This window comes from Prauserella cavernicola (genome assembly GCF_016595675.1).
Taxonomy (GTDB): domain Bacteria; phylum Actinomycetota; class Actinomycetes; order Mycobacteriales; family Pseudonocardiaceae; genus Prauserella_A; species Prauserella_A cavernicola.
This window is the reverse complement of record NZ_JAENJH010000003.1, coordinates 122,805-146,859: the sequence shown is the minus strand read 5'-3', so window position 1 is coordinate 146,859 and position 24,055 is coordinate 122,805. Positions and strand designations below refer to the sequence as shown.

Here is a 24,055-nt window from a genome sequence, read left to right as displayed (position 1 = left end):
GGAACTCGGCATGGGTGATCGGACGCTGGAGATCGACCGCGTCTCGAAGCGGTTCGGCAAGGTCACCGCCCTCGACTCCGTGACCTTCGACGTGCGCCCCGGCGAACTGTTCGGCTTCGTCGGCAGCAACGGCGCGGGCAAGACCACCACCATGCGGATCGTGCTCGGCGTGCTGGCCGCCGACTCCGGCGAGGTCCGTTTCGACGGCGCGGCCGTCACCCACGAGACGCGCACGCGCATCGGTTACCTGCCCGAGGAACGTGGGCTCTATCCGAAGATGAAGGTACTCGACCAGCTCGTCTATCTCGCACAGCTGCACGGTTTCTCCGCCAACGAGGCACATCGCGGCGCCGAGAGCTGGATCGAGCGGCTCGGTCTCGCCGAGCGACGCGGCGACGAGGTACAGAAGCTCTCGCTCGGCAACCAGCAGCGGGTGCAGCTCGCCGCGGCGCTGGTGCACGAGCCCGACGTGCTCGTGCTCGACGAACCGTTCTCCGGCCTGGACCCCATCGCCGTGGACGTGATGAGCGACGTGCTGCGCGAGAAGGCGGCCACGGGAGTGCCCGTGGTCTTCTCCAGTCACCAGCTCGATCTGGTGGAGCGCCTGTGCGACCGCGTGGGAATCATCCGAAGTGGACAGATCGTGGCGTGCGACTCGGTCTCCGGCCTCACCGCGGGAGCCGCCTCCCGCATCACGGTGCTGGCGCCGGATGCGCCAGCCGGCTGGGCGGCGCACCTGCCCGGGGTGCGGGTGCTCTCCGAGAACGGCGACGGCACGCTGGTGGAACTGGCGCCGGACATCGACGACCAGACCGTGCTCGCCGCGGCACTCGCGACCGGACCGGTGCGCGAGTTCACCCGGCACCACCCCTCGCTCACCGAACTCTTCCGCAGCGCCGTCACCGGGGAGGCCGCGTCGTGACCGGCCGAAGGCGCACCGTCCCGCCGGCCACCGCCGTGCGCCTCGTGGCGCAGCGGGAGCTGAGCGCACGACTGCGCACCAGGGGTTTCCTGATCGGCACGGCCGTGATCCTCGCCGTCCTCGCCGGTTATCTGCTCTTCCAGGCCAACCTCGCGAGCAACGCGGGACGCACCACGGTCGGGCTCACCGGTCAGGCGGTGGCCGTCGCGGAGCCGCTGAGGGCCGGAGCGCAGCAGGCGGGCCTCGACGTGGAGACCCGCAGGATCGCCGACCCGGAGCGGGGTGCCGAACAGGTGCGGGCGGGCGAGCTGGACGCATTGGTCTCCGGCAGCCCGGCCAACCTGCGCGTGCAGGTGAAATCCGAGCTGGACCAACAGCTCGAGGCGCTGCTCAACGGGATCTCCGGGCAGGAGGTGCTGCGCGCCAAGCTGCTGCAGGCCGGGCTGAACCCGGCCGAGGTGCTGAGCGACGTCGGCTCGGCGAGTGTCGAGGTGAGCGCGTTCGAGCGGACCGATCCCGCGCAGGGCCAGCGCCTCGTGATCGCGCTGGTGATGATGTTCCTGCTCTACATGGGAATCACGACGTACGGCTCGCTGGTGGCGCAGGGCATCGTGGAGGAGAAGTCGAGCCGGGTCGTGGAGATCCTGCTCTCCACCGTGCGCCCGTGGCATCTGTTGCTGGGCAAGGTGATCGGACTAGGGCTGACGGGTCTGACGCAGCTGGCGATCCTCGGGGCGGCCGGACTCGCGATGGCGAGCGCCACCGGCGTGCTGACGATCACCGGCATCGCGACCACCACGCTGCTGTGGGGCCTGCTGTGGTTCGTGCTGGGTTTCTTCCTCTACGCGACGGTGTTCGCGGCGGCGGGTTCGCTCGTGTCGCGGCAGGAGGACGTGCAGACGGTGCTGACCCCGGTGTCGATGGTGCTGCTGGTGGGGTTCATCGCGGGGTTCTCGGTGGTGCAGGAGCCGGAAGGCACCACGGCGACGGTGCTGTCGCTGGTGCCGCCGCTGTCGCCGATCCTGATGCCGAGCCGGATCGCGACGGGCTCGGCGGGCCCGCTGGAGGTCGCCGCGGCGCTGGTGCTCACGCTCGCCGCCATCGCGGCGCTGACGTGGCTCGGCGGCCGCGTGTACCACGCCGCGATCCTGCGCACGGGCACCCGAGTAAGCCTGAAAGACGCCCTGACCCGCTAACGCCGACCCGCGCCAAACCACGCGAGTCCCCCACTCCAGCACGCGAGTCCCCCGCTCCAGCACGCGAGTCCCCCGCTCCAGCACGCGAGTCGCCCGCTCCGGTCAGCGAGTCCCCCGCTCCAGCACGCGGGCCTGCCACACCCGCACCGCAAGACGGCTCCCACTGAACGCGAAGGTGCACACGGCGCGACTTCTCCCGCCCCCGAATGCAGTGAAGACCACCTTCACCGCGTTGAACGCGGGAAAGGTGGCCTTCACTGCAGCTGGAACCGGAGAAGCGGAGTGCTCAGCGCTCCGAGACCGGCTTGTAGTCGCGCTGCTTCTCGCCGGTGTAGATCTGGCGAGGGCGGCCGATCTTCGTCTGCGGGTCCTGGATCATCTCGCGCCAGTGCGCGATCCAGCCGGGCAGGCGGCCGAGCGCGAACAGCACCGTGAAGTACTGCGTCGGGAAGCCCAGCGCCCGGTAGATCAGACCGGTGTAGAAGTCGACGTTCGGGTAGAGCTTGCGCTCGACGAAGTAGTCGTCGGAGAGCGCGCGCTCCTCCAGCGCCTTCGCGATGTCGAGCAGCTCGTCGCCGCCACCGATCTTGCGGAGGATGTCGTCGGCGGTCTGCTTGATGATCTTCGCGCGCGGGTCGTAGTTCTTGTAGACCCGGTGCCCGAAGCCCATGAGCCGGACGCCTTTTTCCTTGTTCTTGACGCGCTCGACGAACTTGTTGACGTCGCCGCCGTCGGCCTTGATGCCCTCGAGCATCTCCAGCACAGCGCTGTTGGCGCCACCGTGCAGCGGGCCGAACAGGGCCATGATGCCCGCCGAGATGCTGGCGAACAGGTTGGCCTCGGAGGAACCGACGAGCCGCACGGTCGACGTGGAGCAGTTCTGCTCGTGGTCGGCGTGCAGGATGAAGAGCAGGTCGAGTGCCTTCGCGACGTCGGGGTCGATCTCGTACGGCTCCGCCGGCAGCCCGAAGGTCATGCGGAGGTAGTTCTCCACGAGGCCCAGCGAGTTGTCCGGGTAGAGGAACGGCTGGCCGATCGACTTCTTGTAGGCGTAGGCGGCCAGGGTCGGCACCTTCGCCAGCAGGCGGATCGTGGACAGCTCCACGTTCGGTTCGTCGAACGGGTTGAGCGAGTCCTGGTAGAACGTGGACAGCGCGGAGACGGCGCTGGAGAGCACCGGCATCGGGTGCGCGTCGCGCGGAAAGCCGTCGAAGAACCGCTTGAGGTCCTCGTGCAGCAGGGTGTGCCGGTTGATCTTCTGCGTGAAGTCCTCGAGCTGAGCCGCGGTCGGCAGCTCGCCGTAGATCAGCAGGTAGGAGACCTCGATGAAGGTGGACCGCTGAGCCAGCTGCTCGATGGGGTAACCCCGGTAGCGCAGCACGCCCTGATCGCCATCGATATAGGTGATGGCCGAGGACGCGGACCCGGTGTTCACGAACCCGGGGTCGTAGGTGATGTAGCCGGTCTGAGCGAGCAGTTTCCCGAGCTCGATACCAGGGGCGCCCTCGACGGCGCGGACGACCTTCAACTCGTGTTCGCCCTCAGGCAGGCGGAGCACGACGTTCTCGCCCCCGGACTGCGCCGCAGTCGCGTCGGACATGCACATGCCTCTCACGGTCACACGGGCCGGTGGTGACAGCAGGTTCCGCTGGTCACCGGATACGTACACATGGGCCCTTGAGCCGCGCCGCACACCGCCCCGCTGGGGTATTCATTCCCCTTTACGCTAGTCCAGAAGGCGCCTTGTTCGCAGCCACCGTGTTACCCACAGCTATTCGTTTGCGATCAGGTTCACACGGTCGGCGTCGCGGTACGTGACGAATGCCTCACGCGATCACGAGAATCGAGCGAGCTCCTCCGTCGTCGGCGGCTCCGCGCCGTTGCGGGACACGGTCACCGCGGCCGCGCGGGCCGCGTAGCCGAGCGCCTGCGACCAGTCGGCGGGCTCGAGGTCCGCGACCCGGCGGACGTCCTGCTCGGCGAGCCACGCGAGCAGCGCGCCCTGCACGGTGTCACCGGCGCCGATGGTGTCGGCGACCTCGACGGACACGGTCGGCGCGCTCGCCACCTCGCCGTCGGTGGTGAGCACGGACAGCCCGTCGCCGCCGTTCGTCAGCACCACGGCCTCGACGCCGGCGTCGAGCCAGCCCTTCGCGGCGTCGGTGACGTCGGCCCCGCCCGCGAGCCACTCCGCGTCGTCCATCGACAGCTTGAGCAGGCGCACGTACGGCAGCCAGGACTCGAACCGCGTCCGGTACGCGGCCCCGTCGGCGATCATGTCGGCCCTGATGTTCGGGTCGAGCGCCGTGAGCACCCCGCGCTCGGACTCGCGGCGCAGCACGGCCTCGTACGCACTGACACCTGGCTCGAGCACCATGCCGAGCGTGCCGAGCGACAGCGCCGTCGTCTCGTCGGGCAGCGGGCCGGGGTCGGTGACGAGCCGGTCGGCCGTGCCTTCGGTGTAGAAGCTGTAGCGCGCGCTGGAGTGCTCGTCGAGCGCGACCACGGCCAGCGTGGTGGGCTCGGGGCCGCGCTGCAGCAGCGAGATGTCCACGTTGGACGCCCGGAGCCGCTCCACGAGCGCGTCGCCGAAGCGGTCGGTGGAGACCCGCGACAGGAACGCCGTCGGCACGCCGAGCCTGGCGGCCGCGAGCGCGACGTTGTAGGGACCACCACCCAGCCTGGGCGCGAGCAGATCCACAGTGGACTCTGCGGGGACGAGGTCGACGAGGGCTTCACCGCCGGAGACAATCACGGCCCGGATGCTATCCCGAAACACCGCCGCGACGCTGCCCCTCCCGCCAGCTCACGGCGACGCTTCGCGTCTCCCACCCGTCACCCGCCCCCACCCGCTCACGGAGACGCTTCGCGTCGCTGTATTCCTCCCAGCAGCAGTTCAGCCAGTGCCGAAAAGGCATCGGCGTCCGATACCCCGGTCCGCGACCTGACCACGCCCGTCTGGATCCCCTCCACCAGCAGGGTCGCCAGCTCGGCGATGAGGGTCGCGTGCACATCGCGGAACACGCCGTCGGCGACCCCCTTCGCGATGAACGACCGGATCCGGCCGGCGGCCGCCTGGGAGTTCATCCGGTAGGTCGCCCGCGCGGGCTCGAACTCGGCGACGTCGGTCATGAACCGTTCTGAGGCCCGTTTGAGCTCGTCGGCGACTCCGGCGAGGTAGACCTCGATGATCTTGCTCGCGTCGTCGATGCCGTCGATGCGCTGCTCGATCCGCTCGGCCGCGCCCTTGAAAAAGTGCGTAACGACCTTGACGGCGAGCTGTTCCTTGCTGGCCGCGAGCGTGTACAGCGTCGACTTGGAGCAGTGGAGCCTGGCCGCGAGGTCGTCGAGCGTGAACTCGACGAAGCCCTCGGTCAGGAACAGTTCTTCGAGCTCACCGAGCAGCGCCCGCTGCCGTGCCGTGGGCTGCCTGCGACTCCGGGTCTGGTTCGGGGGCACCCTGCTACCGTACGATAGTACTGAGGTAGCCACCACAGTACTGATTTTAGTACCGAAACCCGGAGACGACGATGCCTGCGGAACGACTGCTGCCCACCACCGAGGCCGAGGACCTGCTCGCGCTCACCCGCGAGCTCGCGCGCGACGAGCTGGCGCCACTGGCGGCGGAGTACGAACAGGCCGAGCGGTTCCCGCGCGAGCAGTTCCGCCTGCTCGGCGCGTCGGGTCTGCTCGGGCTGCCCTACGCCGAGCGCTGGGGCGGCGGCGAGCTGTCCTACGAGGTCTACCTGCAGGTGCTCGAAGAGATCGCGAGCGCGTGGATGTCGGTGGGCGTCGGCCTGTCGGTGCACACGATGTCGTGCTTCGCGCTCGCCCACTACGGCACCGAACAGCAGCGGGAACGCTGGCTGCCCGCGATGCTCGGCGGCGACCTGCTCGGTGCGTACGCGCTGTCGGAGACCCACGCGGGCTCCGACGCCGCCGCGCTCTCCACCCGCGCACGGCTCGACGGCGACGCCTACGTCGTCACCGGCACGAAGGCCTGGATCACCCACGGCGGGCAGGCCGACTTCTACACCACGATGGTGCGCACGTCCGACCAACCGGGCGGGCAGGGCATCAGCTGCCTGCTCGTCGACGGCTCCACGCCGGGACTCTCGGCGGCGCTGCCGGAACGCAAGATGGGACTCACCGGCTCCACCACGTCGCAGCTACTCTTCGACGGCGCGCGGGTGGAGACGGGCAGACTGCTCGGCGACGAGGGCGACGGGCTCAAGATCGCACTCGCGTCGCTGAGCTCGGGCAGGCTCGGCATCGCCGCGTGCTCGGTGGGGCTCGCGCAGGCCGCGCTCGACGAGGCGGTGGCCTACGCGAAGGGCCGCACCCAGTTCGGCAGGCCCATCATCGAGTTCCAGGGCCTGGAGTTCCTGCTCGCCGACATGGCCGCTGCGGTGGAGTCGTCGAGGGCGACCTACCTGGAGGCCGCCCGGCGCAGGGACCGCGGGCTGCCGTTCCAGCGCCAGGCGTCCATCGCCAAGCTCATCGCCACCGACGCGGCCATGAAGGTGACCACCGACGCCGTGCAGGTGCTCGGCGGGGCGGGCTACACGCGCGACTTCCCGGTGGAGCGCTACATGCGTGAGGCGAAGGTGCCCCAGATCTTCGAGGGCACCAACCAGATCCAGCGCATGGTGATCGCGCGCGAGCTCCGCAACGCCTGAGCGCTACTCGCGGTAGCGCCGGTCGGCCACCACGCCCTCGCCGGTCGCCTCGTCGAAGTGGTAGACCTCGCGGCCGCGGACGAACACGCGCATGGCCCTGTTCATCACGTCCAGCGGGTCGCCCGACCAGATCGCCACGTCCGCGTCGAGGCCCGGCTTGAGAGCCCCGATGCGGTCGTCGAGCCCGAGCATCGCCGCCGGGTTGACCGTCAGCGAACGGAGCGCGGTCTCGGGGTCGAGGCCCTCCTTGACCGCGATCGCCGCCTGGTAGACGAGGAAGTTGATCGGGATCACCGGGTGGTCGGTGGTGATCGCGATCCGCACGCCCGCGCGGGCGAGGATGCCGGCCGAGCGCAGGGTCCGGTTGCGCACCTCGACCTTGGAGCGGGCCGTGAACAGCGGGCCGAGGATCACCGGGACGTCGCGCTCGGCGAGGAAGTCGGCGATCAGGTGGCCCTCGGTGCCGTGGTTGACCACGAGCTTGTAGCCGAACTCCTCGGCCAGCCGCACGGCCGTGACGATGTCGTCGGCGCGGTGGGTGTGCTGGTCCCAGTACAGCTCGCCGTCGAGCACCTTCGCGAGTGTCTCCAGCGTCAGGTCGGTGTCGAACGGCTTGCCCTCGCCGATGGCGTGCTCGCGCTGCGCCACGTAGTTGCGCGCCTTGGTGAACGCCTCGCGCAGCGTGGCCGCGACGCCGAGCCGCGTCGAGGGCGTCTGGTTCTTCTCGCCGTAGACGCGCTTGGGGTTCTCGCCGAGCGCGCTCTTCACGCTGATGCCCTCGGCGAAGAGCATGTCGAGCACCGTGCGGCCCCACGTCTTGACGCCGACGGTCTGGCCGCCGATGGGGTTGCCGGAGCCCGGTTTGATGACCACGCTCGTGACACCGCCCGCGAGCGCGTCGTCGAAGCCGACCTCGTACGGGTCGATGCCGTCGATCGCGCGGAACCGGGCGCCGTTGGGGTCGGTCATCTCGTTGGTGTCGTTGCCGGACCAGCCCTCGCCATCCTCGTGGACGCCGAGGTGCGCGTGCGCGTCGATGAAGCCGGGCAGCACCCACGCGCCCGACGCGTCGATCAGCGTGGCGCCATCCGGAATGTCCACATCGGCCTCGGGTCCGACGGCGACGATCTTGCCGCCGTCGATGAGCACCGTGCCGCCGTCGATCGGGTCCCCGTCGACGGGGACCACGTAGCCGTTCGTGATCGCCTCAACCATGGTTCGCCTACTCCCGCCCTTCGCCGTTGTCTCCCACACGGATACCCCAGCTGCCGCGCCATGTCTCGCCGGGAGCCAGCGTGATGAGGTCGGTGCCCGAGTTGAGGGCGTCGGCGGGGCACGTCATCGGCTCGATCGCGATGGCCCTGCCGCGCCCGGTCAGCTCCGAGGGCGTGAAGACCTGCACCCAGCGGAAGTCCTCGCCTGCCCACACGTCCAGGGTGGTGCCGTCGTGGGTGAGCAGGAAGTGGTGCTCGCCGTCGGCGCCGGGGACGAGCCCGCCGAAGGCCGTGTCGAGCTCCAGCTCGCCGACGACCCGGCCCGCACGCAGGTCGTACTCGGTGCCCTCCACGTCCCGCTCCTCGCCGTAGGGCAGCTGCGCGGTGTCGTCGTAGGGCCGCACGCGCGTGGCGGGCAGCGTGAGGGTCAGCTCGTCGGTGGGCACGTCGCCGATGCGGAAGTACGGGTGGGTGCCCACGCCGAAGCCGATCGCGCGGTCACCCTCGTTGGTCACCTCGTGGGTGACGGTGAGCCCGCGGGGCGCGAGGTCGTAGACGATGCCGGAGCGCAGCGGGACGGGCCAGCCGGGCTCGCCGTCGATGTCGCAGGTGAGCGTGATGGAGCTCTCGGCGTGCTCGAGCAGCTGCCACTCCCGGTGCCGGGTGAGCCCGTGGATCGCGTTGCCGCGCCGCTCCTCGGTGACCTCGAGCTCCTGCCGCTCGCCCTCGAAGGTCCACGTGGCGGCCTTGGTGCGGTTGGGCCACGGCACGAGCACCTGACCCGCGCCCTTCGGCGGCTCGGCGTCCTCGTCGAACGTCTCCACGAAGGCGAGGCCGCCGATCTCGAACGCGCGCAGTCCTGCTCCGATCTCGGTGACCACGGCGCGCGCGCCGCCGCGGACGAGTTCGAACTGTTCCCCAGTCGGATGTGCCATTGGCGCACGATACCGAGACGCCAACTAACTAGACCAGTCGTCATAGTTTGCGCTACGGTCTCGAGCATGCCCCGACGCACCGACACCCGCGACCGCATGCTCAGCACCGCGGCCGAGCTGTTCCACACCCAGGGCTACCACGCCACCGGGCTGAACCAGCTCCTCAGCGCGGGAGCCGCGCCGAAGGGCTCGCTGTACTTCCACTTCCCCGGCGGCAAGGAACAGCTCGCCGCCGAAGCACTCGCCATCTCGGGCGGCCGCCTGCGCGACGCGCTCGCGGACGTCCTCGACCGGGCGAACGGCCTCGGCGCAGCGGTCGAGATGATGATCGACTTCCTCGCCACCACGCTCGAGGACTCGGACTTCCAACGCGGCTGTCCACTGTCGACGGTCGCGCTGGACGCCGCGGGCAGCGAGCCGATCCGGCAGGCCTGCGTCGAGGGATTCGGCTCGTGGCAGGCGTTGCTCGAGAACGCACTCACCGCCGAGGGCGTCGCCGCGGACAGAGCCGAATCCCTCGCGGTGACCACGCTCGCCGCCGTGGAGGGCGCACTACTACTGGCCAAGACCCGGCGCGATTCGGCACCGCTGCGCGCGGTCGCCGCACACCTGCGCGAGACCGTCGAAAGGGAGCTGTCATGACCGTTCGAGTGCACCACCTCAACGCGGGAACCATGCGACCGCCGGGTGGCAGGCTCGTCGACGGCAGGCCGGGCCTGCTGCGCCGCAGCGAGCTCGTGTGCCACTGCCTGCTCGTGGACACCGGTTCCGAACTCGTGCTCGTCGACACCGGTATCGGACTGCAGGGCGCGCGACGGCCCGCCGAGTGGCTGGGCAGCCAGTTCGTGCTGCTGACCAACCCGGCGCGCGACGAGGAGCTCACGGCGCACCGGCAGATCGAGCGGCTCGGCTACTCGCCTTCCGACGTCGGCCACATCGTGCTGACCCACCTCGACCTCGACCACGCGGGCGGACTCGCCGACTTCCCCCAGGCGACCGTGCACGTCTACGGCCGCGAACTGAAGGCGCTGCACTCGGAGACCGGGCTCGCGGGCCGGACCCGTTACCGGCAGGCGCACTTCGCCCACGGGCCGAAGTTCAGCGCCTACGACGAGGACGGCGACGACTGGTTCGGCTTCGCCTCGGTGCGGCAACTGACCGGGCTACCGCCGGAGATCGTGCTCGTGCCGCTCATCGGGCACACGCGCGGGCACGCGGGCGTCGCCGTGGACACCGGAAAGGGCTGGCTGCTGCACGCCGGCGACGCGTACTTCTTCCACGGCCAGCTCGATCCGATGGGTGCACGCCACACGCCCGGCCTGCGCGTGTTCGAACGACTGGTGCAGACCGAGCGCGGGCCGAGGATCGAGAACCTGCACAGACTCCGCGCGCTGAACGCTGAACACGGCGACGAGGTCACCGTGTTCAGCGCCCACGACGCCACGGAGCTGGAGCGTTCACTCGGCTAGAGTCTTCTCCGGCTCGTTGTTCTGACCGGCGGAGCGCATGACGAGCCAGTTCACGCCCCACAGCACCAGGCCGACGGCGAGCAGGATCACCGCAACGACGTAGTCGCGCGCCGGGCGACCGGACAGCGGGCTGGCGAGGTACACGCAGAACACCGCGGCGAGCACCGGGATCACGGTGGGCGCCCTGAAGTGCTTGTGCGGCACCTTCTCCCGGCGCAACACCAGCACCGCCACGTTCACCACGGCGAAGACGGCGAGCAGCAACAACGCGGTGGTCCCGCCCAGTACGTCGATGTCCACAGTAGACACCAAAACGATCGCGATGAGGCTGGTGAACACGATCGCCATCCACGGGCTGCGGCGCACCGGGTGCACCACGCCGAGCTGCTTGGGCACGATGCCCTCGTTGGACATGCCGTAGATCAGCCTGCTCGCCATCAGCATGTTGATCAGCGCCGAGTTGATCACCGCGAAGAGTCCGATCGCGGAGAAGATCTCCCTCGGCATCCCCGGTGCGCCGACATCGATCACCTTGAGCAGCGCGCTGCTCTCCGCCGCCTCCAACTCGTTGGCCGGCACCAGCAGCGACGACGTCACCGACACCAAGATGTAGATCGTGGAGGCGATCACCATGCCCCACAGCATCGCCTTGGGGAAGATCTTGACCGGGTCCTTGCACTCCTCGGCCATGTTCACAGAGTCCTCGAAGCCGACCATCGCGAAGAACGCCAGCGAGGTCGCCGAGGTGATCGCCACCAGCCACGTCTGGTCGGCCGTGTTGAACTCCACCAGCCGCGACGGCTCGCCGTTGCCGTTCAGGACCGCCCACACGCCGACGCCGATGATGATCAGCAGACCGGCCAGCTCGATGAAGGTGAGCACCACGTTGGTGGTCACCGACTCCTTCACGCCCCGGAAGTTGATCAGCCCGAGCATGACGATGAACAGGATCGCCACCAGCGGCATCGGCGAGGTGATGAACTCCGCCAGATATGTGTCACCGAACGCGACCGCCGCCGACGACGCCGACGTGATGCCCGAGCACATCACCGCGAACGCGACGAGGAACGTGAGGATCTTGATCCGGAACGCGCGGTGGGTGTAGAGCGCCGCACCCGCGGCCCTGGGGTACTTGCCCACCAGCTCCAGGTAGCTGAACGCCGTCATGAACGCGACGATGAACGCCAGCAGGAACGGCAGCCACAACGCGCCGCCGACGCGGCCCGCGACCTGACCGGTGAGCGCGTAGACGCCCGTCCCGATGATGTCGCCGACAACGAAGAACAGCAGGAGCTTGGAGCCCATGACCCTGCGCAGGGCCGGCTGGCCACCCTCCGGCGCCGCCGGGGATGTCGTTGTCGCGTCTGCCATGCGGGGCAGTGTGCCGCATCACCTTCGTGAGCGATACACCACCTTGGTTCCTTCTGTGTTACGACTTGTCGGACCTGTCGGAGGCGGCCCGGTAGTACCAGAACGCGGGCAGCAGCAGCATCGACGCGAGCACCAGGACGATCACCAGCAGGCCGCCGCCGGTCGCCGCGACGGCCGTGCCCGCGCCGGCCGCGACCCAGCCGTGGCTGAGGTCGGCGATGCGCGGACCACCGGCGACGACCACGGTGAACGCGCCCTGCGTGCGGCCTCGCATCTCGTCGGTCGCCGCGGACTGCAGGATCGCCATGCGGTAGATCGCGCTCACCATGTCGGCCGCGCCCGCGATCGCGAGGAAGACCACCGCGAGCCACAGTGACGACGACAGCCCGAACCCGGCGATCGCCGCGCCCCACACGCAGATCGCCACGACCACGGCGACACCCTGCCTGCCGACCCGGCTCACCCAGCCCGACGTGAGCGTGATCAGCAGTGCGCCGATCGGCAGCGCGGCGTAGAGCCAGCCGAGCGCGAGCCCGCCGCCTGCCGGGTCGCCGAAAGTCCGTTCCGCCATCTCGGGAAAGAGCGCCCTCGGCATTCCGGCGACCATCGCGATGATGTCGACGACGAACGACGCGAGCAGCACCTTCTGGGTCGCCATGTAGCGGAAGCCGTCCACGACGTCGCGCAGCCCGGCCCTGCGCACCTGACCGGACAGTGGTGGCAGCTCGGGCAGTTTCCACACCGCCCACAGCACCGCCACGAGCGCGATGGTGTCGACGAGGTACAAAGTGGACAAACCGAGCACGGGCATCAGCGCGCCTGCCGCGAGCGGGCCGAACACGGCGCCGAAGGTGTTCATCGTGCCCATCAGCGCCGCCGCCGAGGGCAGCAGGCGCTCGGGCACGAGCCTGGCCACCACGGCGTTGCGCGTGGGCATGTTGACCGCGAAGAACGCCTGGTTCACCGCCAGCAGGACCAGCACGAGCCACACCGAGCCGATGCCGAGAAACGCCTGGGCCCACAGCACAGCGGCGGTCACGGCGATGCCGATGTTGGAGACGATCAGCAGCTTGCGGCGGTCGACCGTGTCGGCGATCGCACCGCCCCACAGGCCGAACACCAGAAGCGGCACCAGCCCGAAGACGCCTGTCAGTCCAACGTAGGCAGACGATCCGGTGAGGTCGTAGACCTGCTTCGGCACGGCCACCGCGGTGAGCTGGCTGCCGATGGCCGTGACCATCGAGCTGATCCAGAGCCTGCGGAAACCCGCGATCCGCAGCGGCCTGCTGTCGATGACGATCGAGCCGAGAATCCGGCGTCCCTTCGACGGCGTTTCCTCGGTTCGATCACTCACATCGAATTAGCTTAGGGCTGCTAAGGAACTCCGCGCACGTGAGTTACGGCGCACCCCGGTTACGGAGCGACGCGGTCGACGCGCCAGCCGTCCTCGGTGCGCACGTAACGCAGCCGGTCGTGCAGCCGGTCCCGCCTGCCCTGCCAGAACTCGACGGAGTCGGGCCGGATCCGCCAGCCACCCCAGTGCGGAGGCACCGGTACCTCCTCGACGCCGTCGAAGCGGCGCTCGATGGAGTGCAGCGCATTGTCGAGGGCGCGGCGGCCGTCGACGACGCGGGACTGCGGCGAGGCCCACGCGCCCAGCTGCGAACCCCTCGGCCGCGAGGCCCAGTACTCGGAGACCTCGGCCAGGTCGACCTTCTCGACCTCTCCGCGCACCGTCACCTGCCGGTGCAGCGGGTACCACGGGAACGTCACCGACGCGTAGCGCGTGACGGTGAGGTCGTGGCTCTTGGCCGAGGTGTAGTTCGTGTAGAAGACGACTCCTCGTGCGTCGAGGCCCTTGCACAGGACCGTGCGCGACGAGGGAAGACCGTTGGCGTCGGCGGTGGCGAGCACCATCGCGTTGGGCTCGGCGAGACCGGCCGACTCCGCCTGGTCGAGCCAGTGCTGGAGCTGCTCGGTCCACGTCTCCGCGAGCGCCGTCTCGTCGAAGGCCTCACCGTCGTAGGCGACCCTCATGCCGGGCAGTCGAACGGTGATGTCCGCGCCGTCCGTCGCCCCGTCGTCCAACTTGTCCAGTTCCGGCATGCCGCAACCTCCGCGCGCGCCCTTGTGGGACCTGACCCCGCCTGTTCAGCCGACGTTAGGGCTTTGGCACCGGCCGCGAAACCATCTGATCGGTGACGGCCACCACTGGATCGTGACACCCCGTGAATCGCACCCCACCGCGCCGTCGCGCTCGAGCGGGCGCGGCCGCTGACCTCCGGAGGCGCAAGATTTCCGTCGCAAGGGGCCCGATGACTGAATCGTTCTCGTAATCGTGACCGAAACCACCGCATCTTTCGATTGATACGCGCTGCCCGGAGGAGGAAAGTTCACCCAACACCGGGCGAGGAAGCACCTGTGCGCAGGCCTCGCGCGGGCGAGACGACTGTCGGGGAACGTGCTTCGAAAGGTCCGCTACTGTGACTTCGACGATCAGCAAGGCCCAGCCCCCTTCCGAACAGCCCGACGACGGCTTCCGCCCGGGCCTGGAGGGCGTGGTCGCCTTCCACACCGAGATCGCCGAACCCGACCGCGACGGCGGCGCGCTGCGCTACCGCGGCGTCGACATCGAGGAGCTCGCGGGCGAGGTGAGCTTCGGCGACGTGTGGGGACTGCTGGTGGACGGCCACTTCCGCGAGGGACTGGCACCCGAGGAACCGTTCCCCATCCCGGTGCACACCGGTGACGTGCGCGTGGACGCGCAGGCCGCGGTCGCCATGCTCGCCCCGATCTGGGGCTTCCAGCCGCTGCTCGACATCTCCGACGAGACGGCGCGTGAGCAGCTCGCCCGCGCGTCGGCGATGGCGCTGTCCTACGTCGCGCAGTCGGCGCGCGGAGTCGGCGTCGCCCAGGTACCGCAGGCGCGGGTCGACGAGGCGAAGACCAGCACCGAGCGCTTCATGGTCCGCTGGCGCGGCGAGCCGGATCCCGCTCACGTCAAGGCCGTCGACGCCTACTGGGTGTCGGCCGCGGAGCACGGCCTCAACGCCTCCACGTTCACCGCCCGCGTCATCGCCTCCACCGGCGCCGACGTGGCGGCGTCGCTCTCCGGCGCGATCGGCGCGATGTCCGGGCCGCTGCACGGAGGTGCGCCCGCGCGCGTGCTGCCGATGATCGAGGAGGTGGAGCGCAGCGGCGACGCGCGCGCCTACGTCAAGGGCCTGCTCGACCGCAAGGAACGGCTGATGGGCTTCGGGCACCGCGTGTACCGCGCCGAGGACCCGCGCGCCCGCGTGCTGCGCCGCACCTGTCGCGAACTGGGCGCCTCGCGGTACGACGCGGCCGCGGCACTGGAGGAGGCCGCGCTCACCGAGCTGCGCGAGCGTCGTCCCGACCGGGCGATCGAGACCAACGTGGAGTTCTGGGCCGCGGTGATCCTGGACTTCGCGGAGGTCCCGCCGCACATGATGCCCGCGATGTTCACCTCGGCCCGCACCGCGGGCTGGGCGGCGCACATCCTTGAGCAGAAGCGCACGGGCAGGCTCGTGCGGCCGTCGGCGAAGTACGTCGGCCCCGGCCCGCGCAAGCCGGCCGAGGTCGAGGGCTGGGAGTCGCTGGCCAGCCGGGCCTGAGCCCACGAGACAAGCCACCGGGGTGGCGTGGCCGCACGGTCGCGCCACCCCAAACTTGTCATTGACTAAATTTCTCGCGCACGCTTATCTAGTCACCGACAAGATAGGAGTGCGCGATGGAACCCCTGATCGCTCTGCTCGTCGTGACAGCGGCCGTCCTCGCCGTCGGCAGGCTCTGGTTACCCCGGCTGCGACCGCTGCCCGTCGCGCTGCGCGGCGGTCTCGCGGCGATGTTCGCCCTCACCGGCGGCGCCCATTTCGTCGGCCTGCGCGCGGAACTGGTCGCGATGGTGCCCGACGCGCTGCCGTCGCCGGAGCTGCTCGTGACGCTCACCGGCTTCGCCGAGCTCGCCGGAGCGGTCGCGCTGCTGGTGCGCCCGCTGGCCCACTACGCGGCCGCCGCGCTGTCCCTGCTGCTGGTGGTCATGTTCCCCGCGAACGTCGACCTGGCGCTGCACGGCACGAACCTGCCGTGGTGGGACGCGCTCCTGCCGCGCACGGTGCTGCAGGTGGTGTTCCTCGCGGCCACGATCACGGTGGCCGTGGCCGGGTTCCGCACGCGCGCCGAGGCGCCCGCGGAACCGGCGGCGTCGCCAGGGCGGGTCTAGTTCGATTCCGGCCGGACGGTGCCCACGAACTGCTGGAAGTCGCCCAGCACCGCCCCCAGCCGGTCGCTCTCGCAGGTCAGCACGATCTCGAGCACGGCGCGCTGTGCCGGGTCCTCGTCGGCGTGCAGATCGAGGTACACCTGGCACTGCACGAGCTGCAGCCGCCGGTCGCGCACGGTCGTGCCGATGTCGAGGACCTGCGTCAGGCCCGGTGCCCGCTCGGAACCGACGGGTTTGCGGTTGCGGACCTGTACGACGTCGGTCTCCTGGCCGAGGCGCTCCGCCGACTCGGCTGCGATGGTGTCGAGCGGCGTCTCGTCGTCGCGGACCTGGCCCGCGATGGTGATGTTGGAGGTGAAGCCGCCGCTCGGCGCACCGTGCAGTGCCACGAACGCGACGCCGGGCGCACCGACCTCGTCCGGTTGCGCAGCCTGCCAGCCCGCGGGAAGTGAGAACTCGATCTGGACGGGCAGTTGGGTCGCCACGTGCGCGCTCCTCTCGGTCGGTGTGCCCACGATGACGACCACCTTGCCCTGCTCCGCGGCGATCTCGCCACCCAGGCCCGTCACCCCGGCGGACGAAGAGCCGATGACATCGTGGTGTCGCGTTCGTGGTGCTCGGTCACGCCGACCATCGCGACGAGCTGGTCCACCAGCCACTCGTCGAGATGCTCGCGCTCGAGGCCGCCCTCCTGCAACCACGTGAGCAGCGTTCCCTCGACCACCACCGTCCAGCAGCGCAGCGTCGTGAGCAGCATCGGCGACGGCCGCTCGACCCCGGTGTCGGCGAGGATCACCGCCACGGCGCCGTCGCGGACCTCGTCGACGATCGCGTTGGTCTCCGAGGTCGCGACGGCGGAGCCGCTGCGCACCAGCGCGACGTAGCCGGCCCGGTGTTCGGCCGCCACGTCGGCGAGCGCGCGCACCGCGGCGCGCAGCCGCTCGTACGGCGAGCCCTCCTCCCGCTGCGCCAGCCGGGCCAGCAGCCCGTCGACCACCGAGCGCAGCGCCGCCACCTGTAGCTCCCGCACGCTCGCGAAGTACCGGTAGAACAGCGCCCTCGACACGTCGGCGCGCGCGGTGACGTCCTCCACCGAGACGTCGTCAGGCGCGCGCGTGCTGAACAGCTCGAGCGCCGCGACGATCAGGTCGTCCCTGCGCGCCTCGCGCGACATCCGGCGCGGCTTGCGCTCGCTCACCGCGCCATGGCCCGCAACAGTCCCGGCGTGAGCCGCGACAGCGCGAGGGTGACCGAGGCCTCCGGTGTGGACGGTGCGAGTGCGGTGTCGCGCTCCACCGCACGCAGGATGTCGGCCGCCACCCGCTCGGGACCGAAGTTGCGCCGCGCGTAGAGCCTGCCGCTGCGCTGCCGCCGCGTGGCCTGCTCACTCTCGGTGGCACCGACGAACACAGTGCTGCCGGTGATACCCGTGCGCACGATGCCGGGGCACACGGCGGTGACGCCGACGCGATCGCTCGCGAGCTCGGCACGCAGGCACTCGCTCAGCATCAGCACCGCCGCCTTGGTGGTCGAATAGGCGGGCAGGACCTTGTTGGGCAGGTACGCGGCGATCGAGGCGAGGTTGACGATGTGGCCGCCCTCGCCGCGCTCGGTGAGCATCGGCGCGAACGCGCGGCAGCCGTGGATGACGCCCCACAGGTTCACGTCGATGATGCGTTCCCAGTCGGCCACCTCGGTGTCGGCGAACGAACCGGCCATACCGATGCCCGCGTTGTTCACCACGATGTCGGGCACGCCGTGCTCGACGCGGACCGCGGTGGCGAAGGCGTCCACCAGCTCGCCGTCGCTGACGTCCACTGTGTACTCGGCGGCCGAGCTGCCCGTGGCGCGGATCTCCTTGGCGGTGCTCCTGGCCGCGTCGGCGTCGATGTCGGCGACCACGACGTCGGCTCCCTGTTCGGCGAAGGCGAGCGCGGTGGCGCGGCCGATGCCGCTGCCCGCTCCGGTGACGACCACGAGCCTGCCGGGGAACCGCTGGGGCACCGGCGGGTTCACCCTGGCCCGCCGCAACGCTCGTGGCTCTGGCTCGCCCTCGACGTGCTCCACGAGGTCGGTGACGGCGTCGGACACCACGTCGGGCCGCTGCCTTGGCAGCCAGTGCCTGCCGTTGACGTGCCGCACACGCAGGTCGCGGACCCAGCCGTCGAGCTCGGTCTGCAGCGGAGCGGTGACATAGCCGTCGTCCGCGGGGGCGAGCACCTGGACCGGCACGTCGACGTGCACGGGTGCGGGCGAGCGCATCCGGGAGAGCATGTTGGCGCGGTACAGGCCGAGCCCGTGCACGCCGTCGGAAACCGACGGCCTGCCCACACCGGGTTCGCGCTTGCGCAGTGCGCGGGGCAGCAGCCGGGCGCGCCAGGCCAGCTCGGGGACGACCGGTAGCTGGAAGAAGCCGATGTAGGCGGAGTGCAGGAGCTGGCTCAGCGCGTTGCGCAGCCGTCGCGGCGTGGGCCTGCGCAGCTGGGCGCGCAGCCAGTGTCCCGCGTGGTCGAGGCTGGGACCCGAGATCGAGGTGAACGACGCGACCCGTCCGCGCAGCCAATGCCCGGTGACGGCGTGCCAGGTCTGGATGGAACCCCAGTCGTGGGCGAGCAGGTGCACGCTGCCGTGCGGCCGCACCGCGTCGACGACGGCGGTGAGGTCGTCGGCGAGCTGGTCGAGCCGGTACGCCGCGCGGGCGGTGGGCTTGTCCGAGACCCCCGCTCCGCGCACGTCGTAGGTGACCACGCGGAACTTCTCACCGAGCCTGGCGACGACGTCGTCCCACAACGCCGAGTCGTCGGGGTAGCCGTGCACGCAGACGATCGTGGGCGCGTCCGGTCTGCCGCTGGTTCGCACGGACAGCCGTACGCCGTCGCCTGCCGTCACCCACGTATGAGACATCCCGTCATGTTAGACAGCTTGTCAACAACGGGCCCGGCTCACGACCCGCCCTTGCGGCCGCGCAGCACCACACCGCCCCAGGTCCACACGGTGTCGATCACGAAGGCGAAGCACCAGATCCGGCTCACGTTGAGCAGCAGGTGACCGCTGGAGTTCCAGTACCAGTTCCCGTCGTGCCCCTCCCCGAACAGCGCCTCGAGCGGCCAGCTGTAGCCCAGCACCGCGAGCACCAACTGGCCAACGACGAAGGCGCCCACGTGGGCGTACCAGTTGCGCAGGTCCGAACCCTGCCGCTCGGGCTCGGGCTCGGGTTCGGGTTCGGGTCGCTCGGGTTCCTTCGGCGGCGCGGGGTGCTCGACCACGCCCACCGTGCGGATCGCGGGCCGCACGAGCACCGCACCGGCAAGCAGCAGCGCCGCCGCTCCGAGGCAGGCGACCCGCCAGCCGTCGCCGGCGGAGTAGAGCAGTCCCGCCGAGAACGTCCCGATCGTCGCGCCCAGCAGCATCGCGCTCTCGTAGATGCCCATCCCCTTGCCGAGGCTCACGCCGGCGGCCTCGGCGACGATCGACTGCTGCACCGGGATCGCCGCGGCGAACGCGACCGCCGAGAGCACCCACATGCCCGCGATCACCCACGGGTTGGGCGCGAACGACAGCCCCGCCGCGAACGCCGCGCTGAACGCGAGCGCCACCGAGAGCACCCACGTGCGGCCGAGCCTGCGCACGATGCCGTGCAGGAAGTCGGGCAGCGTGCTGTAGACGATGAACCCGGGCAGGAACACCAGCGCGATCTCGCCGAGCTCCAGCTGGTGCCCCCGCTGCAGGTGCAACAGCAGCAACAACGCGACGCCCGCCTCGGCCAGCGACGTCAGCACCACAAGCCCGAGCACCGAACGCAGACGTCTGCCGAGGTCGGAGAACCGCGGCGCCTGCTCGGTCTGGGCGGGAGGCGCACCCGAGGGCACCAGCAGCGCCACTGCCGCCACGACGCACGCGGCCGCACCGAGCCAGAACACGCCCTGGTAGTCGATCCGCGACACCAGGGTCATCGCCACGACGAACGCGATCCACGTGCCCGCGCCCTCGGCGGCGAAGAGCTTGCTGAACACGCCGCTGTCGTCGGCCAGCCCCTCGCCGACCCGGGCCCGCAGCGCGACCCAGAACAGCGCACCACCCGCGCCGCCGAGGACGGCGGCCGCGTAGGCGAGTCCGATCCCCGGCGCCGCGGCGTAGCCCGCGAACGACAGTCCATACAGGACGGCTCCGAACGCGGCGAGCCTGCCGCGGTCGAACCGGTCGGCCAGCACACCGGCCACCGGCCGCACCGCGAAGGAGACCAGCGTCTCCAGCGCGGTCAGCGCACCGACGGCGGCCGCCGACGCCCCGAGCTGGCTGCCCGCCCACAGCGGCAGCAGGAAGTCGAGCACCTCCACCGGCCCCCGCGCGAGCGCCGCCGCCAGCTCGTTCTGCTCCCTGCGTCGCGTGACCGTCCCGGTCCGCACCATCGACCCACCCCCGATCCGTGAGCGATCGTAGGAAGGCGACCGCGCCGTGGGCGTCATCCTTTCGACGGACAACCGGGTTCCACCTGCCGGTCGTCCCGCGAACCCCCAGCTCCCGGCGACGATCGGCGAGTGAAAACAGTGGAAGTGCGCGGGCTGCGCAAGGACTACGGAGCCTCGACCGTCGTGGCGGGAGTCGACCTCGACATCAGACAGGGCGAGATCTTCGCCCTGCTGGGACCCAACGGCGCGGGCAAGACGACAACGGTGGAGATCCTCGAAGGACACCGCAGGCGCACCGGCGGCGACGTCAGGGTGCTCGGCGAGGACCCGGGACGCGCGGGCGGCGCGTGGCGGGCCCGGATCGGGATCGTGCTGCAGTCCGCATCGGACTCCGCGGAGCTGACCGTGGCCGAGAGCCTGCGGCACTTCGCCCGCTACTACCCCGACCCCCGCGACCCGGAGGAGGTCGTCCGGCTCGTCGGGCTGGAGGAGAAGCGCAACGCGCGGGTGCAAACGCTCTCGGGTGGTCAGCGGCGCAGACTCGACGTGGCGCTCGGCATCATCGGCAGGCCGGAGCTGCTGTTCCTCGACGAGCCGACCACCGGCTTCGACCCCGAGGTGCGGCGCAAGTTCTGGACGCTCATCGAGCTGCTCGCCGCCGAGGGCACCACGATCCTGCTCACCACCCACTACCTCGACGAGGCCGAGGCGCTCGCCGACCGCGTCGCGGTGCTCGCGGGCGGCCGGGTGGTGGCCGAGGGCACCCCGGCCACCCTCGGCGGCCGGGCCAACGCGGAGGCCACCGTGCGCTGGACCGACGCGCGCGGCGCGCACGAACGCCGCACTCCCCGGCCGACGTCGCTCGTGAACGAGCTCTCCGCTGGGGGTGGGGAGCTCGGCGGGCTGACGGTCACCAGGCCGAGCCTCGAGGACACCTACCTTGACCTGATCGGAGAACGCCGATGACCGCCCTCGTCTCCCGGCCCGGCACGCTGAGCATCGGGCTCGCGCGTGGGGCTTTCGAGCTCAGGCAGTTCTTCCGGCAGAAGGAGACCGTGGTCTTCACGTTCTCCCTGCCGGTGCTGCTGATGGTGCTGCTCGGCTCGGTGTTCGGCGACGTCTACCCCGACACCGGGCTGGAGGCGAGCCAGCTCTTCGCCGCGGGCATGATCGGCGCGGGGATCATCTCCACCTCGTTCGTGAGCATGGGCATCGGCGTCGCGCTCGACCGCGAGAACGGCACGCTGAAACGTCTTCGCGGCACGCCGATGCCCGCGACGTCGTACTTCATCGGCAAGATCGTGCTCGTCGCCGTGTCGAGCCTCGCGCAGGCCGCCATCATGCTGACGATCGCGAGCCTGATGTTCGGGCTGACCGTGCCGACGAGTCCAGAGAAATGGCTGACGTTCGCGTGGGTGTTCGCGCTCGGGGTCACCGGCTGTGCGGCGCTGGGAGTGGCGGCGAGCTCGCTAGCGCGCTCGGTCAACGGCGCCGCGGCCGGCACCAACATCGTCTTCCTCGCGCTGCAGTTCGCCTCGGGCGTGCTCGTCACGCCCATCACCGCACTGCCCGACGTTATGGTGAACGTGTCGTCGTTCTTCCCGGTCAAGTGGATGTGCCAGGGGCTTCGCTCGGTGTTCCTGCCGGAGGAAGCGGCCCGATACGAGATGGCGGGGCAATGGGAACTGGGGCTGACCGCGCTGGTGCTGAGCGCGTGGTGCGTGGCGGGCCTGCTGCTGTGCAGGCTGGTGTTCCGGTGGACCAACAACAGGGAGTGACGCCGAGCCGCAGTCTGCTCTGGTACTGGGAGGCGTTCTACCTCGTCACGTTCGCCGCCGCGCTCGTCACCGTGTGGCTGCAGACCGACGATCCGGTGTGGGCGCGGGCGAGTTCGACGGCGCTGGTGCTGGCCACGGGTGGCTGGTACCTCGCGCACCGGCCCAGCGTCGAGGCCGACCCCGCGCTCCCGAGGCCCGTCGCAGTGCGCTGGCTGGCCGTGATGCTCGCGCTCTTCCTCGGCGCGATCGCGTTCGTCGGCGACGCGGCGTGGGTGACTCCGGCCCTGATCTCGCAGGCGTTCTGGCTGCTGCCGTCGCGGCTGGCCGCGCCGACCGTGGTGGCGCTGAGCTTCGCGCCGGTGCTGCGGGATGCGCTGCTGAGCAGGGACGACCTCGGCACGGTGGTGAGCAATCTCGGCCCCTCGGCGACGTTGTTCTGTGCGCTGGGCCTGCTGCTGGGCTACTTCATCGCCAAGCTGGGCGAGCACATCGACCGGCAGGCCGAGCTCATCGCCTCACTGGAGGCCAGCCGCGCCGAGGTGGCCAGGCTCTCGCACGAGGCGGGCACGTCGGCCGAGCGCGACCGGCTGGCCAGGGAGATCCACGACACTCTGGCGCAGGGCTTCACGAGCATCGTCGCGCTCACCCAGGCCGCGGAGTCCGAACTGGACACCGACCCGCCGACCGCGCGCAGGCACCTGGCGCTGGCCACGACCACGGCGAGGGAGAACCTGGCCGAGGCCCGCGCGATGGTGAACGCGCTGACGCCCTCGGCACTCGACGCGGGTTCGCTCGCCGACGCCGTCCGCCGCCAGGCCTACCGCTTCGCCGAGGAGACCGGCACCGCCACCACGTGCGAGATCGAGGCATTGCCGAAGCTGCGCACCGCCGCCGAGGTGGTGCTGCTGCGGGCGACGCAGGAGGCGCTGGCGAACGTGCGCAAGCACGCGCGGGCCACGGCCGTGACCGTGCGCCTGTCCGTCGTGGACACCGAAGCCAGACTCGAGGTGACCGACGACGGCGCGGGCTTCGTCGTCGACGCGGCGACCGGCTTCGGTCTGCACGGCATGCGGTCGCGGGCCGAGGAGGCGGGCGGCACGCTGGACATCCACAGTGGACCAGGAGAGGGAACGACGGTGAGCCTGGAGGTACCCGCGTGATCCGGATCATGCTCGTGGACGACCACCCCGTGGTCCGCGAGGGCTTGCGCGGGATGCTGGAGGCAGAGCCCGACCTGAGCGTCGTCGGCGAGGCGGGCTCCGGCGCGGAGGCCGTGGCGCTGAGCCGCTCCGAGGATCCCGACGTGATCCTCATGGACCTGCGCATGCCCGGCCTCGACGGCGTCGGAGCGACCCGCGAGATCCTCGCCGAGACGCCGGCGCGGCGGATCGTGGTGCTCACGACGTACGAGACCGACGCCGACATCCTGCGCGCCGTCGAGGCCGGCGCGGGCGGCTACCTGCTGAAGGACGCCTCCCGGTCCGAGCTGGCCGACGCCGTGCGGGCCGCGGCCAGGGGTGAGACCGTGCTCGCGCCGTCGGTCGCGGGGCGGCTCGTCAGCCAGGTCCGGGCACCCGCGGGTCCCGCGCTCTCCCCCAGGGAGACGGAGGTGCTGCGGCTGGTGGCGAAGGGCAGCACCAACGCCGACATCGGCAAGGCGCTGCACATCAGCGAGGCGACGGTCAAGACGCACCTGCTGCGCGTGTTCAACAAGCTCGACGTGTCCGACCGAACGGCGGCCGTGACCACGGCGATGGACCGAGGCCTCCTCCCCTGATCTCACGGCCGCGAACAACTGCGGTGAAGGGCACCTTTACTGCATCCAACGCGGTAAAGGTG

At 70.5% G+C, this 24,055-nt stretch carries 23 protein-coding genes; 11 read left to right on the top strand and 12 right to left on the bottom strand.

Annotation, left to right across the window (positions count from 1 at the left end; genetic code table 11):
- Nucleotides 1-10 precede the first annotated feature (10 nt).
- Nucleotides 11-922 (top strand): ABC transporter ATP-binding protein, encoded by a 912-nt coding sequence (locus tag JHE00_RS13975; RefSeq protein ID WP_200318493.1) that lies wholly within the window; start codon nt 11-13, stop codon nt 920-922.
- On the top strand, nt 919-2,118 hold the full coding sequence (locus JHE00_RS13970) for an ABC transporter permease (protein WP_200318492.1): 1,200 nt from the start codon (nt 919-921) through the stop codon (nt 2,116-2,118). Before JHE00_RS13975 ends, JHE00_RS13970 begins: the two co-directional genes overlap by 4 nt.
- Nucleotides 2,119-2,404: 286 nt before the next feature.
- Here JHE00_RS13970 and JHE00_RS13965 read toward each other — a convergent pair whose 3' ends face one another.
- The 3 genes from JHE00_RS13965 to JHE00_RS13955 all read right to left on the bottom strand — a co-directional run bounded on the left by JHE00_RS13965 (nt 2,405) and on the right by JHE00_RS13955 (nt 5,577).
- Nucleotides 2,405-3,718: a citrate synthase gene (locus tag JHE00_RS13965; protein ID WP_200318491.1), complete on the bottom strand. Its 1,314-nt coding sequence runs from the start codon at nt 3,716-3,718 to the stop codon at nt 2,405-2,407.
- Nucleotides 3,719-3,952: 234 nt separating this feature from the next.
- Nucleotides 3,953-4,873 carry a carbohydrate kinase family protein gene (locus JHE00_RS13960; protein ID WP_200318490.1) on the bottom strand — a complete coding sequence of 307 codons (921 nt, stop codon included), beginning with the start codon at nt 4,871-4,873 and terminating at the stop codon, nt 3,953-3,955.
- 98 nt (nt 4,874-4,971) lie between these two features.
- Nucleotides 4,972-5,577: a TetR/AcrR family transcriptional regulator gene (locus JHE00_RS13955; protein ID WP_307831934.1), complete on the bottom strand. Its 606-nt coding sequence runs from the start codon at nt 5,575-5,577 to the stop codon at nt 4,972-4,974.
- A gap of 71 nt (nt 5,578-5,648) precedes the next feature.
- Between JHE00_RS13955 and JHE00_RS13950 the strand changes: the two genes are divergently transcribed.
- Nucleotides 5,649-6,797, top strand: coding sequence for an acyl-CoA dehydrogenase family protein (locus tag JHE00_RS13950; protein ID WP_200318489.1), 1,149 nt, complete (start codon nt 5,649-5,651; stop codon nt 6,795-6,797).
- Between the two features lie 3 nt (nt 6,798-6,800).
- Here JHE00_RS13950 and JHE00_RS13945 read toward each other — a convergent pair whose 3' ends face one another.
- On the bottom strand, nt 6,801-8,012 hold the full coding sequence (locus JHE00_RS13945; RefSeq protein ID WP_200318488.1) for an amidohydrolase: 1,212 nt from the start codon (nt 8,010-8,012) through the stop codon (nt 6,801-6,803).
- Between the two features lie 7 nt (nt 8,013-8,019).
- Nucleotides 8,020-8,946 (bottom strand): aldose 1-epimerase family protein, encoded by a 927-nt coding sequence (locus JHE00_RS13940; protein ID WP_200318487.1) that lies wholly within the window; start codon nt 8,944-8,946, stop codon nt 8,020-8,022.
- A 66-nt stretch (nt 8,947-9,012) separates the two neighbouring features.
- Between JHE00_RS13940 and JHE00_RS13935 the strand changes: the two genes are divergently transcribed.
- Nucleotides 9,013-9,588, top strand: coding sequence for a TetR/AcrR family transcriptional regulator (locus tag JHE00_RS13935; RefSeq protein ID WP_200318486.1), 576 nt, complete (start codon nt 9,013-9,015; stop codon nt 9,586-9,588).
- Nucleotides 9,585-10,415 (top strand): MBL fold metallo-hydrolase, encoded by an 831-nt coding sequence (locus JHE00_RS13930; RefSeq protein ID WP_200318485.1) that lies wholly within the window; start codon nt 9,585-9,587, stop codon nt 10,413-10,415. Before JHE00_RS13935 ends, JHE00_RS13930 begins: the two co-directional genes overlap by 4 nt.
- Here the strand turns inward: JHE00_RS13930 and JHE00_RS13925 are convergent.
- The 3 genes from JHE00_RS13925 to pdxH are packed head-to-tail and all read right to left on the bottom strand — an operon-like array spanning nt 10,404 to nt 13,892.
- The gene (locus tag JHE00_RS13925) at nt 10,404-11,786 is read right to left on the bottom strand and encodes an APC family permease (RefSeq protein ID WP_200318484.1); all 1,383 of its coding nucleotides are present in this window, start codon (nt 11,784-11,786) and stop codon (nt 10,404-10,406) included. The two genes, JHE00_RS13930 and JHE00_RS13925, sit on opposite strands and share 12 nt — an antisense overlap.
- Nucleotides 11,787-11,844: 58 nt before the next feature.
- Nucleotides 11,845-13,140 (bottom strand): MFS transporter, encoded by a 1,296-nt coding sequence (locus JHE00_RS13920; RefSeq protein ID WP_200318483.1) that lies wholly within the window; start codon nt 13,138-13,140, stop codon nt 11,845-11,847.
- Nucleotides 13,141-13,199: 59 nt separating this feature from the next.
- Nucleotides 13,200-13,892, bottom strand: a complete 693-nt coding sequence (gene pdxH / locus JHE00_RS13915; protein WP_200318482.1) for a pyridoxamine 5'-phosphate oxidase — start codon at nt 13,890-13,892, stop codon at nt 13,200-13,202.
- Between the two features lie 377 nt (nt 13,893-14,269).
- Between pdxH and JHE00_RS13910 the strand changes: the two genes are divergently transcribed.
- Together JHE00_RS13910 and JHE00_RS13905 are read left to right on the top strand one after the other, a co-directional pair.
- On the top strand, nt 14,270-15,421 hold the full coding sequence (locus JHE00_RS13910; RefSeq protein WP_200318481.1) for a citrate synthase 2: 1,152 nt from the start codon (nt 14,270-14,272) through the stop codon (nt 15,419-15,421).
- A gap of 116 nt (nt 15,422-15,537) precedes the next feature.
- Nucleotides 15,538-16,029 (top strand): DoxX family protein, encoded by a 492-nt coding sequence (locus JHE00_RS13905; protein ID WP_230424123.1) that lies wholly within the window; start codon nt 15,538-15,540, stop codon nt 16,027-16,029.
- Here the strand turns inward: JHE00_RS13905 and JHE00_RS13900 are convergent.
- The 4 genes from JHE00_RS13900 to JHE00_RS13885 are packed head-to-tail and all read right to left on the bottom strand — an operon-like array spanning nt 16,026 to nt 20,438.
- Nucleotides 16,026-16,598 (bottom strand): hypothetical protein, encoded by a 573-nt coding sequence (locus JHE00_RS13900; RefSeq protein ID WP_307831933.1) that lies wholly within the window; start codon nt 16,596-16,598, stop codon nt 16,026-16,028. The two genes, JHE00_RS13905 and JHE00_RS13900, sit on opposite strands and share 4 nt — an antisense overlap.
- The gene (locus tag JHE00_RS13895; protein ID WP_200319230.1) at nt 16,595-17,203 is read right to left on the bottom strand and encodes a TetR/AcrR family transcriptional regulator; all 609 of its coding nucleotides are present in this window, start codon (nt 17,201-17,203) and stop codon (nt 16,595-16,597) included. The genes JHE00_RS13900 and JHE00_RS13895 overlap by 4 nt, the downstream gene beginning before the upstream one ends.
- Before the next feature lie 20 nt (nt 17,204-17,223).
- Nucleotides 17,224-18,933, bottom strand: a complete 1,710-nt coding sequence (locus JHE00_RS13890) for an SDR family oxidoreductase (protein ID WP_230424122.1) — start codon at nt 18,931-18,933, stop codon at nt 17,224-17,226.
- A gap of 38 nt (nt 18,934-18,971) precedes the next feature.
- On the bottom strand, nt 18,972-20,438 hold the full coding sequence (locus tag JHE00_RS13885; RefSeq protein ID WP_200318480.1) for an MFS transporter: 1,467 nt from the start codon (nt 20,436-20,438) through the stop codon (nt 18,972-18,974).
- A 138-nt stretch (nt 20,439-20,576) separates the two neighbouring features.
- On the opposite strand from JHE00_RS13885, the gene JHE00_RS13880 reads away from it, so the two are divergent.
- From JHE00_RS13880 to JHE00_RS13865, 4 genes are read left to right on the top strand one after another with little or no spacing between them, the layout of a single operon-like run.
- Nucleotides 20,577-21,404, top strand: coding sequence for an ABC transporter ATP-binding protein (locus JHE00_RS13880; protein WP_200319225.1), 828 nt, complete (start codon nt 20,577-20,579; stop codon nt 21,402-21,404).
- Nucleotides 21,401-22,216 (top strand): ABC transporter permease, encoded by an 816-nt coding sequence (locus JHE00_RS13875; RefSeq protein WP_200318479.1) that lies wholly within the window; start codon nt 21,401-21,403, stop codon nt 22,214-22,216. Before JHE00_RS13880 ends, JHE00_RS13875 begins: the two co-directional genes overlap by 4 nt.
- Nucleotides 22,195-23,376 (top strand): sensor histidine kinase, encoded by a 1,182-nt coding sequence (locus JHE00_RS13870; protein WP_307831932.1) that lies wholly within the window; start codon nt 22,195-22,197, stop codon nt 23,374-23,376. The genes JHE00_RS13875 and JHE00_RS13870 overlap by 22 nt, the downstream gene beginning before the upstream one ends.
- Entirely contained in the window at nt 23,373-23,993 is a 621-nt protein-coding gene (locus JHE00_RS13865) for a response regulator (RefSeq protein WP_200318478.1), read from the top strand. Before JHE00_RS13870 ends, JHE00_RS13865 begins: the two co-directional genes overlap by 4 nt.
- Nucleotides 23,994-24,055: the final 62 nt, after the last annotated feature.